Source organism: Aquimarina hainanensis (assembly GCF_042684685.1).
Lineage (GTDB): Bacteria > Bacteroidota > Bacteroidia > Flavobacteriales > Flavobacteriaceae > Aquimarina > Aquimarina hainanensis.
Genome location: NZ_JBHULX010000004.1, coordinates 560,679 through 576,441 on the forward strand (window position 1 = coordinate 560,679; position 15,763 = coordinate 576,441).

General features: G+C 36.5%; 11 protein-coding genes and 1 tRNA gene. 8 read left to right on the top strand and 4 right to left on the bottom strand.

The window, feature by feature from the left end; genetic code table 11:
- Positions 1-151 precede the first annotated feature (151 nt).
- A complete protein-coding gene (locus ACFSTE_RS07725) occupies positions 152-1,390 on the top strand; it encodes a metallophosphoesterase (protein WP_378257224.1) in 1,239 nt (412 codons plus the stop codon).
- A gap of 80 nt (positions 1,391-1,470) precedes the next feature.
- Entirely contained in the window at positions 1,471-1,767 is a 297-nt protein-coding gene (locus ACFSTE_RS07730; RefSeq protein ID WP_176028634.1) for a thioredoxin family protein, read from the top strand.
- Here the strand turns inward: ACFSTE_RS07730 and ACFSTE_RS07735 are convergent, their stop codons facing one another.
- Entirely contained in the window at positions 1,768-2,409 is a 642-nt protein-coding gene (locus ACFSTE_RS07735) for a polysaccharide deacetylase family protein (protein WP_378257222.1), read from the bottom strand.
- 92 nt (positions 2,410-2,501) lie between these two features.
- On the bottom strand, positions 2,502-5,813 hold the full coding sequence (locus tag ACFSTE_RS07740; protein ID WP_378257220.1) for a glycosyltransferase family 117 protein: 3,312 nt from the start codon (positions 5,811-5,813) through the stop codon (positions 2,502-2,504).
- Between the two features lie 196 nt (positions 5,814-6,009).
- Here ACFSTE_RS07740 and ACFSTE_RS07745 point away from each other — a divergent pair.
- A tRNA-Gln gene (locus ACFSTE_RS07745) sits at positions 6,010-6,082 on the top strand.
- A 379-nt stretch (positions 6,083-6,461) separates the two neighbouring features.
- A complete protein-coding gene (locus ACFSTE_RS07750; RefSeq protein ID WP_378257218.1) occupies positions 6,462-7,787 on the top strand; it encodes a DUF1028 domain-containing protein in 1,326 nt (441 codons plus the stop codon).
- A 170-nt stretch (positions 7,788-7,957) separates the two neighbouring features.
- On the opposite strand, the gene ACFSTE_RS07755 is transcribed toward ACFSTE_RS07750, so the two are convergent.
- A complete protein-coding gene (locus ACFSTE_RS07755; protein ID WP_368660074.1) occupies positions 7,958-8,800 on the bottom strand; it encodes a universal stress protein in 843 nt (280 codons plus the stop codon).
- 188 nt (positions 8,801-8,988) lie between these two features.
- Here ACFSTE_RS07755 and rimP point away from each other — a divergent pair, with 188 nt between their 5' ends.
- From rimP to infB, 3 genes are read left to right on the top strand one after another with little or no spacing between them, the layout of a single operon-like run.
- On the top strand, positions 8,989-9,453 hold the full coding sequence (gene rimP / locus ACFSTE_RS07760; protein WP_378257216.1) for a ribosome assembly cofactor RimP: 465 nt from the start codon (positions 8,989-8,991) through the stop codon (positions 9,451-9,453).
- A 12-nt stretch (positions 9,454-9,465) separates the two neighbouring features.
- Positions 9,466-10,698: a transcription termination factor NusA gene (gene nusA / locus ACFSTE_RS07765; protein WP_176028639.1), complete on the top strand. Its 1,233-nt coding sequence runs from the start codon at positions 9,466-9,468 to the stop codon at positions 10,696-10,698.
- Between the two features lie 41 nt (positions 10,699-10,739).
- Positions 10,740-13,649 (top strand): translation initiation factor IF-2, encoded by a 2,910-nt coding sequence (gene infB / locus ACFSTE_RS07770; RefSeq protein WP_176028640.1) that lies wholly within the window; start codon positions 10,740-10,742, stop codon positions 13,647-13,649.
- 72 nt (positions 13,650-13,721) lie between these two features.
- Here infB and ACFSTE_RS07775 read toward each other — a convergent pair whose 3' ends face one another.
- Positions 13,722-14,177, bottom strand: coding sequence for an SPOR domain-containing protein (locus ACFSTE_RS07775; protein WP_378257213.1), 456 nt, complete (start codon positions 14,175-14,177; stop codon positions 13,722-13,724).
- Between the two features lie 222 nt (positions 14,178-14,399).
- Here ACFSTE_RS07775 and ACFSTE_RS07780 point away from each other — a divergent pair, with 222 nt between their 5' ends.
- Entirely contained in the window at positions 14,400-15,722 is a 1,323-nt protein-coding gene (locus tag ACFSTE_RS07780; protein ID WP_378257211.1) for a c-type cytochrome, read from the top strand.
- The last annotated feature ends 41 nt before the right edge of the window (positions 15,723-15,763 follow it).

The following is a 15,763-nucleotide window of genomic DNA, read 5'->3' on the forward strand; positions in this document are numbered from 1 at the left end:
GAAATAAAATGTTAACATTTCGGTGGTTGTTTAAGGATAATTAGGACTTTTATTTGTCAAAAATGAAGTTATCGTTAATTTTTACTTAAAAATAGAATAATAATTAAAATGAACAATAGTTTTGTTAATTGGAATATATCAGGGGAAAAATATGCGTTGGGTATTATTAATAAGTTTATTGTCATTAATTGAATTTTATGCTTTTCAAGCTGTTAAAACGGTGATTAAAAGCAAGTCTTTTCATTGGGGTTATTTGCTTGTTTCAGTGGTGTTATTGTGTTATGTGTTGTTTGTCTTTTATTCTTATGACAGAAGCATAGGACCTACTAAGTCAACTTTGAGAGCAGGAGGGATGTTACTTGTAGTGTTGGTTCCTAAACTGGTTATTATTGTATTTCTGTTGGGAGAGGATATTATTAGAGGGGTAGTTGCCGCTGGGACGTATCTGATGAATTTTTTTGCTGAGAAAAAATCTGTAGACTACCTTCCGGGAAGAAGAAAGTTTGTGAGCCAGATTGCTCTTGGGATTGCAGCAATTCCTTTAATAGGTTTTTTACATGGGATTTTTAAGGGGAAATACAATTTTAAAGTACTAAAATATACGCTCTACTTTGATGATCTTCCGGATGCGTTTCATGGATTCAGGGTAGCACAGATATCGGATATTCATTCTGGTAGTTTTGATGATGAAAAGAAAATAGCGTATGCGGTAGAGCTTATCAATGAACAGGAAATGGATGTGTTGTTTTTTACGGGTGATATCGTTAATACCATGGCGAAAGAAATGGATCCCTGGATTTCAGTTTTTAAAAATATTAAAATCCCTGCCTATGGGAAATATTCTATTTTGGGGAATCATGATTATGGAGAATATGTAAGCTGGGAAACAAAAGAGGCTAAAGCAGCCAATTTTGAAGCAATAAAGAATATACATGATCAGATTGATTTTAAGCTTCTTCTTAATGAGAGTGTTTTTCTGGAGAAAGGGGAAGATAAAATTGCTGTGATTGGAGTAGAAAACTGGGGGCATAACTTTAAGCAGGCTGGAGACCTGAAAAAAGCATCAGAGAAGGTAAATGCTGATGATTTTAAGATATTATTGAGTCATGATCCGTCGCATTGGGAACACGAGGTGAAAAAACATCAGGAACATTATCATTTAACCTTAAGTGGACATACACATGGATTTCAGTTTGGAATTGAGATCCCTGGATTTATGAAATGGAGTCCGGTTCAATATGTGTATAAACAATGGGCGGGAATGTATCAAGAGTATGGTCGTTATCTGAATGTCAATAGAGGGTTTGGTTTTCATGCTTTTCCGGGAAGAGTTGGAATCTGGCCTGAAATATCAATAATAGAGCTAAGAAAAAAGGGCGAAACTTCTTAATTATTAGAAAGTAGTATATTTACAATGAATTAGAAAGTGAATTTTGTAAAGGCACTTTCGGAAAATTAAAAATAAATGTCATGTCAAAGTTTGGAGATTTAATTAGTTTAAACATTCCTATTTTGCTCGATTTTTATACAGATTGGAATGAGCCTTCCAAGGCGATGCATCCAGTGCTTAGAGATGTTGCTGCTGCGATAGGAGATAGAGGAAAGGTTATAAAAATTGATGTGGATAAAAATGAAGAACTAGCAACTGCTTTACGGGTTAAAGGACTTCCTACATTAATGATTTATAAAGGAGGTGAAATGGTCTGGAGGCAAAGTGGGGAGCAGGATGCGAATACCCTGATTGGTATCATGAAAGAGTTTACGTAATTAGGTGATGCTATTAAACGTATATCCATTTTTATGAAAATGTGCCAACACCTTAGGTAATGCATATTTCATGTTATTAGCAGCTTTTAAGCTGTCGTGAAAAACAACAATACTTCCTTCCTCTGTGTGTTTGATAGTTTTTAAAGAGCACACTTCTCTATCTATTGAAGCTTCCCAGTCTTTCGATAATACATCCCAAAGAATAATCTTATATCCCATCTTTTTGATAGCTCTATAGGTTTTTAGTGTGATCTGCCCATGAGGAGGACGAAAAAGTTTTGGTTGTTGCATTCTTTTGCAGTGTGAGTTTATTTGCTTTTCACATAAGATGATATTATTTACATAGGTGTCTGTCGGGGTCTTCCATGCTTGTAGATGGTTCATAGTGTGATTGCCAATGCTGTGTCCTTCAGATAGAATTCTTTTGAATACTGAAGGGTGTTTATTGATGTTGTCTCCGATGCAAAAGAAAGTCGCACGAGCATTGTATTTCTTTAGCTCATCTAGAACAAATTCTGTAACATCAGGAATTGGTCCATCGTCAAAGGTGAGATGAATGTGCTTCTTGTGTGTGTTAGAATAATCCCATATACATCCCGGAAAGATTTTTTTGATGATTTTAGGAGTTTTATAAGGGATCATTGATAAATGCTATTTGTAGTTATTGTAAGATACTAAAAAAGCGCTTTCTATATCTTTGAAAGCGCTTGGTGTTATTTGTTATGATTAAATACTTATTGAGCATTAGGGATAGAATCTATGCTATCCTGAATGTCTGATTCTTTTTTGAATTCCTTTTTTAGATCTTCTTCTTGCTTTCTTATAGCCTCTTCTTCGTCATAGCTTCTGTCTCCTTTGTATAGTTTAGAGAACATTCGGAGGTAGCTATTGAATTCTTCTGCCTTTTCTTCGATCCAGTCTTTATCCTGGTTTTCAATTAAAAGATCCACAACAGCTCTGTATCGTTCAACGTTAATTAAGATTTCTTCTCCGTAATTGTGCTGTTCTAATAAGGTTAAGTTAGAGAAATAGGTAAGTTGCTCCTGATATTTTTTAGCAATTTTCACCCAAAGAGCCCTAGCTTTTTCTTTTTCTCCTACTTTGTAATATCCGGAGACATAAGGTTCTAATAACGTATAATATTCATAGTATTCAATCGGAAGTTTTTCCATTCCTAAATCAAGAATTTCTTTCGCTTTTTTCATGTCACCTTCCTGAATTAGCGCTTCTACCAATCGAGCGAGGTTACTACGGTAAGTAATCGAATTTTTTCTTGTTTCCGGATCGTGGTATATATCTGGACTTTCACTATTTCCCCATTCCCAGCTTTTTACATTGTTATACATGGTCTTCGTATGAATTCTTCCCATTTCGAAGGGTAATCTAGGGTCTACTTTTGTTTTAATAGGAACTAGTTTATAAGTTAGACCATCCAATTGTAGATAGTCTTTCATCCACAGATAATCATCATCTCCAAAACTACCTCCAGTAAAATAAATAGGACGTTCCCAGTTGTTGTTGGCAATAATGTCAAGCATCATAAGGCGATTTTTGTATAGTACCTCTCCTTTGAGATGAATATCGATATAAGGAACTATTTGGTCTGCATCTTCTGGAGCTACAATACCGTTCCTTAAAACGGCTTCTTTGTCAACAGGAATTCGTATGTGTTTGGTCGGGAATGTATTTACGGTTACCCCACTAGCCAGATCACCCTGAGTTCTCGGGTCGTCACTTTGTATCCATCGCATCCAGTTTTTGATCAACATAGTGTCCTTAGTAATTTCTTGATGGAATATGGCATCGTTATTACCATGTGCATAGAATTTATGATCCAATTGAGAAGGGATAGGCTTACTGTCGTAGGCAGCTCTTTTCATTTGGTCAATATACCAGTCAGTTGCAAAAAGGCTGGTGTTGACAGTGCGTACATCTGTTCTGTATCCCTCAATCTCTTGTGCATACCAAAGAGCAAAAGTATCATTGTCCCCAATGGTGAAAATAATAGCGTCTTTTTGACAGGACTGGAGATACATTTTTGCCATTGACTGAGCGGTATATCTGTTGGATCTGTCGTGGTCATCCCAGTTTTCGGAAGCTAATAAAGTTGGAACTGCTAATAGACAAATTACAGTTGTTATAGGAGCAGATAACTTTGGAGATATAGCTTCTTTTAGTAAATCAAATAAGGCATAAACTCCAAATCCAATCCACATAGCAAAGACATAAAAAGATCCTACCAAAGCATAATCTCTTTCTCTTGGTTCAAATGGGCGTTCATTGAGATAAATTTTTAAAGCCAACCCGGTGAAAAGAAAGAATACAAGGAGTATCCAGAAATTCTTTTTGTCTTTTTGTGCCTGAAATATAAGTCCGAGTAGCCCTAAAATAAGTGGCAAAAAATAATAAGTATTTCTCGCTTTGTTTTTTAGTGCGTCAGAAGGGAGGTTTTCCTGTGATCCTAGACGTGTTTCATCGATGAATTTAATTCCGCTTAACCAGTTCCCATCCAAATTCGTCATTTTACCCTGAACATCATTTTGCCTACCAACGAAATTCCACATAAAATATCTCCAGTACATATAACCCATTTGATAGTCTATTAAATAGTGAATATTACTAAGTAAGGTGGGTTTTTGAACATTGATATATTCTCCAAAGGATTGTAAAAACTTATGGTAATCGTCATAATCAATATTTCCTCTGGCATAATCTCTTCTGAACTCAGTTATAACGTCGATCAACTCTTTTTTGCCTTGATATTCAGGTTTTATAGTGAACTTCAAAGGTCCTGTATACTCCATGTAGTTCGAAATGTGCTCCGTACTCCACATTCTGGGTAAAAATGCTTTGTGCCTGTTATCTAGGTTTTGTCTTGATTTTTTATAATTCTTATTAACGATTATATACTTTCCTTTTTTTGTGTCCTTTTCGTATTTAGGTTTTCCTTCTTTATAAGGTTCATCTTCGTCCAACCCGGCATAGATTTCTGAAAATTGAGGACCGTAGAATAAATGAGTTTCAGGATATTGCTCCAAGTTGTAATAGGCTAATAACTCTCGGGCATTATTAGGATTGTTTTCATTGATAACGGTTCCTGCATTAGCACGTATAGGAAGCATGATCCAGGAAGAGAATCCGACTAAAATAAACAAGATACACAGTAACAAAGTATTTAATTGAGCGTATTCTTTTTTTCTGGTGAATTTTAACCCAAAATAAAAGGCTGTGGAAATCAGTAGTGCCGCAATAATTGTTCCTGAGTTAAAAGGAAGGTTAATGCTATTCACAAAAAAGACTTCTAAAGCTCCGAAGAATTTTAAGGTGCTGGGGAGTAGTAATTTGAAAATAAAAAGTAAAACCGCAACAACAATAATATTGGCAGTTATAAAACTTTTCAAGGTTACTTTGTAATTTTTAAAATAGTATAAAAGCCCAATAGCAGGAATGGATAGTAATCCCATAAAGTGAACCCCAAATGAAAGCCCGACGATTAGCGAAATTAATATAAGCCACCGGTTACCTCTTGGCTTGTGCATGTCGCGTTCCCATAATAATCCAAGATAAAAAAGAATGGATAGAATACAGGTAGCCATTGCATATACTTCGGCTTCAACGGCATTAAACCAGAAACTATCGGTAAAAGTAAAGGAAAGTGATCCTACTAACGCAGCTCCTAAAACTGCTATTCCTTTGCTTTGAGAAAATTCCTCTTCTGAAGAAAGAATAAGTTTTCTGAGTAAAATAGTGATAGACCAGAACATGAATAAAATAGCGAAAGCACTTGCTACAGCAGAGGTCATATTAACAACCAAAGCGATCTGAGTAGGGTCAGAAGCAAAAATGGAAGCAAAGGCACCAATCATTTGAAAAAGCGGAGCTCCGGGTGGATGACCGACTTGTAATTTGGAAGAAGTAGCAATATATTCTCCTGCATCCCAAAAACTGGATGTGGGTTCTACGGTTAATGAGTAGGTGAGTAATGCAATAGCAAAAACGACCCATCCTAAAATTTTATTCCACTTTGTAAAGTTGAATGTGTTCATAATGATCTATCAGTTATATAACGTGTGGCGAATTTAATAATAAAATGCGGTTTTGAATTATTTAATAAACGGATTAAAAAGGTTTATGTTTCAAAAACAGTCAAATGGAGAGAGAAAGAAAAAAAAATCTATTTTTTTTATGAAAAAGTTTGGAGAGATGAAAGAAAGTTTTAAATTTGCACCCGCAATCACGCATTGGTCTATGGTGTAACTGGCAACACGTCTGGTTTTGGTCCAGAAGAGTCTAGGTTCGAGCCCTAGTAGACCAACAAAAAAGGGAAGCAATTATGCTTCCCTTTTTTTATTTGTGTAAGTTTTAAGATGTACTTGTAGTTCTGAGGAGGTAAAGAAAGTTTCCTTCGGTTAGAGAGGAAGATAGCGCAATAAAGAAAAAAGACATCAGTAGGGTGTGGGGTGTTTCTCTGTAGTGAGTAGGATGTGGTTGCAATACTTTAAGGTTTGAAAAGCAAAGAAGGCTGGTTTTTGGATTGTTTCTTTTTGATAGTCAGTGATATAAAGATGCTGTAATTTAACAAGAGCTTTACGTTTTTTAACAAAATGCTATCGTAATGAGGAAAGGGTTTTTAGTTATTTTGTTTCAGGATGTTAGGTCCAGAATACATAGTAACGTCTTAAAACCAATTCATTATGAGATATATAAATAATTATTTTTTTCTGTTGTGCTTTGCTTTGCTATTGCCAATGACGCTAATTGCGCAACATACTTTTTCTATTGTAGCAGTAGATCCGGAAACAGGTGAAATCGGAAGTGCAGGGGCTACCTGTATTAGTGCTGAAGATGGTGCGATAACTGTAAGTGATATTGTGTTAGGAGTAGGGGCGATCAATACGCAGGCATTATGGACACCGTCTAATCAACGAGCAGCTACTAAGCGTATGAAAGCAGGAGATTCTCCTGAGCAAATTATTCAATGGATGGTGCAACATGGAGAGGTTCCGGATAATGCGCAATATGTTGTTGTTGATTTAAATGGAGGGGCACCGAGAACAGCTGGATATACTGGGGTTAAGGTATTTGATGAAAAGTTACATCTTACGGGACCTAATTATGCGATAGCTGGGAATATCTTGCTTTCTAAAGAGGTTATCAGGGATATGGAAACTGCTTTTTTACAAACCGAAGGGAGTTTAGCAGACAAATTAATGGCAGCCTTGCAAGGGGCTAAAAGACCCGGGGCTGATTCCAGGTGTTTGCGGGATGGAGTGAGTTCGGGTTCTGCGTATATACGGGTGGCTGATCCGTCAGATACCAATAATGAACACGGAAAGCTTTCTCTTGATTTGAATGTGTGGATTACAACAAATGTTTTTGAGCCCATTGATGCTTTGCAAAAAGAATATGATAATTTGGGTCAATGTGTGGAGGTGTCACTTGCTTTAAAAACAGATAACTATCCGACAGAAACATCTTGGGAAATACAAGATAAGGATCGAAAAGTGGTAGCTTCGGGAGGACCTTATAATAAAGAACTTATTACAGTAAAAAAATGCCTTCCATCAGGAGAGTACACTTTTGTTATTAAGGATACATATGGAGATGGGATTTGTTGTAGGTATGGCAACGGATATTATAAATTGACATCAGGAGGAAGAACCTTGGCTTCAGGAGGTAGTTTCAGATATTCGGAGCAGACTCCATTTAGTTTGCAAAATTTAAAAAACTTAACGTTGGATATGAAGAATGAGGTTTTTGTTAAAGATGGAGGAGCTCAGATTGCGATATATCCGAATCCTGCAGATGATATAGTTGTGATCAAGTCTGATGGTCAATTTATTTCTTCTTATGAAATACATGATGTTTTTGGTAAGCTTATAGAAAAAGGCAGCAATGGTATAAAAACGCCTAATACAACTATTTATCTCGATGTAAAAAAGTATCTCTCAGGAATGTATTTTGTTACGATCTATGATGATAAGCAGCAAAAAGAAGTAAATCAACTAATAGTAAAATAATCAGAAGTAGAGATTGTTTAATGTGGTGGGAGGAAAAACAATTAATTCTGATAGATCAGTCTGGAAACTGATTATAGTGGTGTAAAACAAAACAGGAAAGTAATTTTACTTTCCTGTTTTGTTTATTTAGCTTATACAGCTAAGCAAAGTACGTTGCTTAGGTGTTTTTTTTAGTTCGCTGGAATCCTGAATGTAATAACTGGTCTTTTGGCATGATTGACCATGTCTTCGCTAATGCTTCCGTTTACAAAATGTGATATTCCTGTTCTGCCATGAGTTCCCATTCCGATAATCCCGGCTTTAATGGTGTTGGCAAAATTCATAATACCTTTTTCTATAGTTTCATCATTGTAGATGTTTAAGGTGTAATCTTCAATGGGTAATGTGCTGAGTAAACTATTCATCTTATGTTCGATATAGTGAGTAGTTCTAAATTTGCTGGAAGTGTTAATCCATACCAGATTAAAGGTAGCATCTATTTCTTTGGAGAAGTTATATGCGGCCAGTAAAGTTAATTTGTCTTCTTCTTCAAAGCTGGAAGCGTATACGAAATTTTTAATATTAAAGAGGTCGCATTCATTTTTGATAACCAAAACTGGAATTTTTGAAAAACGCACTATTTTTTCAGAATTAGAACCAATAAACAGTTCTTTTACGCCAGATGCTCCGTTGGATCCCATGATGATAAGATCAATATCATTGTTGGTACAAGTATCGGAAACGCCCTTTTGCATGCCTTCAAAACTTACGGTTTCTTTAACGGTAATACCTTCTAGGTAGTCCTTGTCTTTGTACTCTTCATACTTGAGATGCGTTTGCTGCATAAACAAGATGGCAGGTGGTGCCGGAGCAGAGTTACCTGATATGACTAGGTCATTAGAGTAGTCTGGTAGATCGATGATGTGTAATAAATAAATCTCTGCATTGTTCTTTTTGGCTACCTGAGCAGCTACTTTTAGTGCACTTTCTGCTTGAGGGGAAAAATCTGTGGGTACAAGTATTCTTTCTATCATAATCGTAGGTTTTAAATTGTTAATAAATAAAAGCGTTGAAAGTTTAGCGGGTAGCTTGGGTCTTTTAAATATACGAATAAATTGATTGTCAATGTCTTTTTTTATCTAAAAAAATATTCGTATATTTGCAGCGTTTAACGAGAAATTAAGAGGTGAGGGGGCGAAAAGTCCCCTCTTTTTATCTATCTATGTCATTAAAAGAAAAAGTTGAAGGATTTTTACTCGAAGGACTTAAAGAGAATCCTAAGTTGTTTTTGATTAACTGGACTATAAGTCCTGCAAATCATATCGAGGTTATTATAGATGGTGATGAGGGGGTGAAAGTAGAAGATTGCATTTCGATAAGCAGATCAATAGAACATAATTTAGATAGAGAAGAAGAAGATTTTTCTTTGCAGGTTATGTCAGCAGGGGTTTCTGAAGGGTTGTCGCATATTCGACAATATAAAAAGAATATTGGAAGAAAGCTTTCCGTGAAAACCAATGAAGAGACTGTTGAAGGAGAGTTGATCTCAGTGACAGATGAATCAGTGTTACTGCGCTGGAAAGCAAGAGAGCCTAAACCTGTTGGAAAAGGAAAAGTAACCGTTACCAAAGAAGCATCTCTTTGTTTTGAAGATATACAAGAAGCAAAAGTTATGATAACATTTTAATTATAAACTGAAATGGAAAATATTGCATTAATAGAATCATTTTCAGAATTCAAAGATGATAAGTTAATAGATCGCGTGACGTTGATGGCGATTTTGGAAGATGTATTTAGAAATGCCTTGAAGAAGAAATTTGGTAGTGATGATAATTTTGATATTATCATAAATCCTGATAAAGGGGATTTAGAGATATGGAGAAATAGGATAGTGGTAGATGATGGGGAAGTAGAAGATAGTAATCAGGAAATATCACTTTCTCAGGCAAGAAAAATTGAGCCTGATTTTGAAGTAGGAGAAGATGTGTCTGAAGAGGTGAAGTTAATTGATCTGGGAAGACGTTCTATTTTGGCATTACGTCAGAACTTGATCTCTAAAATACATGAGCATGACAATACAAATGTATATAAGCAGTTTAAAGAACTAGAAGGAGAGATCTATACCGCAGAAGTTCATCACATACGCCATCGGGCAATTATTTTATTGGATGATGAAGGAAATGAGGTGATTCTACCTAAAGATAGACAGATTCCGTCTGATTTTTTTAGAAAAGGAGATAATGTAAGAGGGGTCATCGAAGCAGTAGAATTAAAAGGTAATAAGCCTTCTATAATTATGTCTAGAACTTCTCCGCTATTTTTAGAGAAGTTGTTTGAATCAGAGATTCCTGAAGTTTTTGATGGATTGATTTCTGTAAAGAAAGTAGTGAGGATTCCAGGAGAAAAGGCAAAAGTAGCAGTGGATTCTTATGATGATAGAATTGACCCTGTAGGAGCTTGTGTGGGAATGAAAGGTTCTCGAATCCATGGAATTGTTCGTGAATTAGGAAATGAAAATATTGATGTAATTAATTACACTAATAATGTTCAGTTGTATATTACAAGAGCATTAAGCCCGGCAAAAGTTACCTCTATAAAGATTAGTGAGGATAATACAAGGGCTCAGGTTATGTTGCGTCCAGAGGAAGTTTCAAAAGCAATTGGACGAGGAGGGCATAACATACGTCTGGCAGGTCAGTTGACAGGTTTTGAGATAGATGTCTTTAGAGAAGGAGTAGAGGAAGATGTGGAATTGACAGAGTTTAGTGATGAAATAGATTCTTGGATTATAGAAGAATTTGCGAAAATTGGATTAGACACGGCAAAGAGTATCTTAGAGCAGGATGTATCTGATTTGATTAAGCGTACAGATCTTGAAGAAGAGACAATAACAGAGGTTATTCGAATTTTAAAGTCTGAATTTGAAGATTAATAAACACAATTAATTTATATTTGGCAAAATAATTGGCATTTATGGCTGAAGCAAAAACAATGAGATTAAATAAAGTATTACGCGAATTCAACATCTCGCTTGATCGGGCTGTGGACTTTTTGAGTTCCAAAGGTCATGAGATAGATGCGCGTCCTACTACCAAAATTTCTTCGGAGATTTACAAGTTGCTTTTTGATGAATTTCAAACTGATAAAAGTAAAAAAGTAGCTTCTAAAGAAGTTGGAGAAGAAAAAAGAAAAGAGAAGGAAGCGCTGCGTGTGCAGATTGAAAATGAGCAGGAAGAAAAGCGGAAACGTGCAGAAGCTCGTGATGTTGTTAAAGCTAAAGCGCATTTAAGTGGTCCAAAACAAGTAGGAAAGATTGATTTGGCGAAGAAAGAAGAAGTTGCTAAGCAGCCCGAAGCAACGAATGAGAAATCTTCTGAAAAAGTAGAAAGTAAAACAGAGGAGCCTGAAGTGAAAGAAGAAAAACCTTCTTCTGAAACAGTACAGCATCAAGATAAGTCTGAACGTAAAGACAGCGCTAAGGTTTCTAAGGAAGATAAAAAAACGACTACTCCGGAAAGAGTGTCGAATCGTCCTGAAAAAAGAGGAATTAAATTGGCAAAATTAGCTCCAATCGAATTAGAAAAGAAGAAGGCGGAAAAAGCAACGGAACCACAAGCCGCTGCAAAAACTAAGCAAACGCCTCAGGAACCGGTGGTTCCTGCTGAACCTGAAAAAGTAAAGACGAAGTATCAGAAACTAGATGGTCCTAATTTTACAGGTCAGAAAATTGACTTAACCAAATTTCAGAAACCGGCAAAGAAGAAGGAAGAGAAATCTGATAATAAGTCTAATGACGCGAATAAAAAACGTCGAAGAAGAATCAGTAAAGAAGGAGCTGGATCCGGAGGAGGAGCAAACAGATCTAATAACCAAGGAGGAAACCGAGGAGGAAATAATAACCGAGGAGGAAATAATAACCGTGGTAAAGGTGGGTCCCGAGGAGGGAATCACAGAAGACCTCCTGTGGTTAAGGAAGAGCCAAGTGAAGAAGAAGTACAAAAACAAGTAAGAGAGACTCTGGAAAAACTTCAGGGGAAATCTAATAAGTCTAAAGCGGCTAAATACCGAAGAGATAAGCGAGATCAGCACCGTCAGAAGATGGAGGATGATGTAGCACAACAAGAACAAGAGAATAAGACACTTAAAGTTACTGAGTTTGTAACAGTTTCTGAGGTGGCTACGATGATGGATGTGCCTACAACCAAGGTGATATCTACCTGTATGTCATTAGGAATTATGGTGACAATGAATCAGCGACTAGATGCAGAAACCTTGTCAATTGTAGCTGATGAATTTGGATATGAAGTTGATTTTGTAACATCGGATCTTGAAGAGTCTATCGAAGATATCGTTGATAATCCTGAAGATTTGGTGGTGAGAGCACCGATTGTAACGGTAATGGGACATGTTGATCATGGTAAGACTTCGCTCTTGGATTACATTCGTGAGGAAAATGTAATTGCTGGAGAGAGTGGTGGAATAACCCAGCATATCGGAGCGTATGGAGTACAGTTAGAAAATGGACAGAAAATTGCCTTTTTAGATACACCAGGTCACGAAGCGTTTACAGCGATGCGTGCACGTGGAGCTCAGGTAACAGATTTGGCGATTATCGTGATTGCAGCAGATGATGATGTGATGCCACAAACGAAAGAAGCGATAAGTCATGCTCAGGCTGCTGGAGTTCCAATAATCTTTGCGATTAATAAGGTGGATAAGCCAACAGCAAATCCTGATAAGATTAAGGAAAAACTAGCTGCTATGAATCTTTTAGTAGAAGACTGGGGAGGTAAAATTCAATCCCATGATATCTCAGCTAAAACCGGATTAGGAGTGAAAGAGCTGCTGGAAAAAGTATTGCTTGAAGCTGAAATATTAGAACTTAAAGCAAATCCAAAACGTTCTGCTAGTGGAACAGTGGTAGAAGCCTTCCTTGATAAAGGAAGAGGATATGTTTCTACTATTCTGGTTCAGACAGGTACACTTAGAATCGGAGATTATGTATTGGCAGGAAAAAATAGTGGTAAGATTAAGGCTATGCAGGATGAAAGAGGGAATAATGTCAAGGAGGCAGGACCTTCTACTCCAATCTCTATCCTGGGGCTGGATGGTGCACCACAGGCAGGTGATAAATTCAATGTATTGGAAGATGAGAGAGAGGCAAAAGATATTGCTGCTAAGAGGGCTCAATTACATAGAGAACAATCTGTAAGAACTCAAAGACATATAACACTTGATGAAATCGGAAGAAGGATTGCGTTAGGAGACTTCAAGGAGTTGAATATAATCTTAAAAGGAGATGTGGATGGTTCTGTTGAAGCATTGACGGATTCGTTCCAGAAATTGTCTACAGAAGAGATTCATATCAATATTATTCATAAAGCTGTAGGTGCTATTACAGAAAGTGATGTGCTGCTAGCCTCGGCTTCTGATGCGATTATTGTAGGGTTTAATGTTAGACCTGCAGGAAATGCAAGAGCAGTAGCGGATAAGGAAGAAATTGATATCCGTACATATTCTATCATTTATGATGCGATCAATGATCTTAAGGATGCAATGGAAGGAATGTTATCTCCTGTTATGAAAGAGGAGGTTACAGGTACTGCGGAAATCAGAGAAACCTTTAAAATTTCTAAAGTAGGTACTATTGCAGGGTGTATGGTTCAAAATGGAAAAATATACCGAAACTCAGGAATTCGCCTTATTAGAGAAGGGGTTGTTGTGTATACCGGAGAGCTGTCTTCTCTGAAGCGATTTAAAGATGATGTAAAAGAAGTAGGAAAAGGATACGATTGTGGTCTTCAGATCAAGAACTATAATGATATCAAGATTAATGATGTTATTGAGGCCTATACAGAAGTAGCAGTGAAGAAGAAACTTTAAAAATATAATAACAAGTATAAAAAAAAGCCGATAAGTAAATTATCGGCTTTTTTGTGTTATATGTTGGATTTATTATTTCTTTTCAGGTTTAAAAATAAAGGCATTTGGAAACTTCTCATGAATCTCTTTTAGAGCTCTGTCTGCTTCAAGACGACTTCTGTAGTTTCCGATCCATACCTTGTAGTTTGGAGTTTCCCATTGTATGGAAGGTTCCCATTTAGAGAAAGCTTCGTCAGCAGCTTTTAAAATCGAATTTGCTTTGTTTAAATTCCCGTAGTATAACTGTATTTTATATCGATCACTAAACTCTCCTTCTTTTGCCATGCTGGATTTGATGTTTAGTAGTCTTTTTATTCTAGGGTCTTGATTGATTTTTACTTGTGGATTTGTTTGGTTTTCAGTGCTAATTCCCTCTTCATTGGTGGCTTCTAGTTTGTTTTCGTAATCATTTTGGGCATGTGCGAATGTGGAATACGCTAGACAAAGACCGAAGAAAAGAATACTACTTTTTTTATTTAAAATTCTCATTACAAATAGATTTGATACAAAGGTAAAGTTTAATGACTCAAAATCCTTGAAAAATATTATTTAGAATAGATATAAATTAATATTTAACGGTTCGCTAACATTTCTAAAATCGACTTATTGTAGTACTTTTGTCGTCGAATTAATCGGTTCTGTTTTTAATGCGATTTGTTGCATTAAAGAAAAAACCGTGCCAACAATTTAGATGATAATTCTACTTATAATATGAGACAGGTGAAATACCGTAATTCAGCCTCTAGAATCCTTGTCCTAGGAACAGTTTATTTATTAACTTTCTTAAATCCTGTTTTTGCACAGGATGGTGCAGCTGGTGATGCCGCTGTCACAACGCAAGAAGCATCCGGCGGTGATGTTGCGAAGGGTGAGGAATTGTTTAAATCTTTATGTGCGGCATGTCATAAGCGTTATAAAAAAATGACAGGGCCAGCGTTGTTTGGAGTGACAGATAAGCATAGTACAGAGTGGTTGTATTCTTGGATTAAGAATAGTTCCGCTTTAATTGCATCAGGAGATGCAGCTGCTATCGCTGTGTTCGAAGAGTATAATAAAACTCCAATGAACTCATTCCCTCAATTGTCTAATAAGGATATTGATGATATTCTGGCATATGTGATGGTGCCAAAAGCAGATCCGCCAAAAACTGCAGGAGTAGCTCCGGTTGATGGAGGAGGATCCGGAAATAACGGTGGCGTTTCTACAGATGTGTTGTTGGGAGCTTTAGTGTTAGTTTTCTTAATGCTGGTAGTGTTCCTTTACATGGTAAACAGTACCTTGAAGAAATTTGCTGTAGCGAATGGAATTGAATTGCCAAAAGAAGGAAAGACACCGATTTGGAAAGCATTTGTAAAGAATCAGTTTTTAGTAATTGTTACTACAATATTATTATTGTTATCATCTGCTTATTTTGTGTATGGATTCCTAATGCAGGTAGGGGTAGACCAAGGTTATATGCCGGTTCAGCCAATACACTATTCGCATAAGATTCATGCTGGAGATAATAAAATTGAGTGTAAGTATTGTCACTCTTCTGCTAGAGTAAGTAAAACTTCAGGGATACCATCGTTGAATGTATGTATGAACTGTCATAAGTCAATTAGTGAAGTGGCAGAAAGTACAGCGACAGCAGAACACTCAAAAGAGTTCTACGATGGAGAAATTCAGAAATTATATAAAGCGGTTGGATGGGATGCTGAGAACCAAAAATACACTGGGGAAACTTCTCCTGTAAAATGGGTTCGTATTCATAACCTACCAGATTTTGCATACTTTAACCATTCACAGCACGTAACTGTTGCAGGGATTGAGTGTCAAAAATGTCACGGTCCTGTAGAAGAAATGGAAGTAATGTATCAGCATGCTCCTTTGACAATGGGATGGTGTATAAACTGTCATAGAGAAACAAACGTGAAGTTAGAAGGAAATGAGTACTATGCGAAGATTCACGAAGAGTTGTCTAAAAAGTATGGAGTTGAGAAGTTAACAGCTGCTCAGATGGGTGGTCTGGAATGTGGAAAATGTCATTATTAAAAGCAGAGTGAAATCTGTTAGGTTGTAAATTAGTAAAGAAG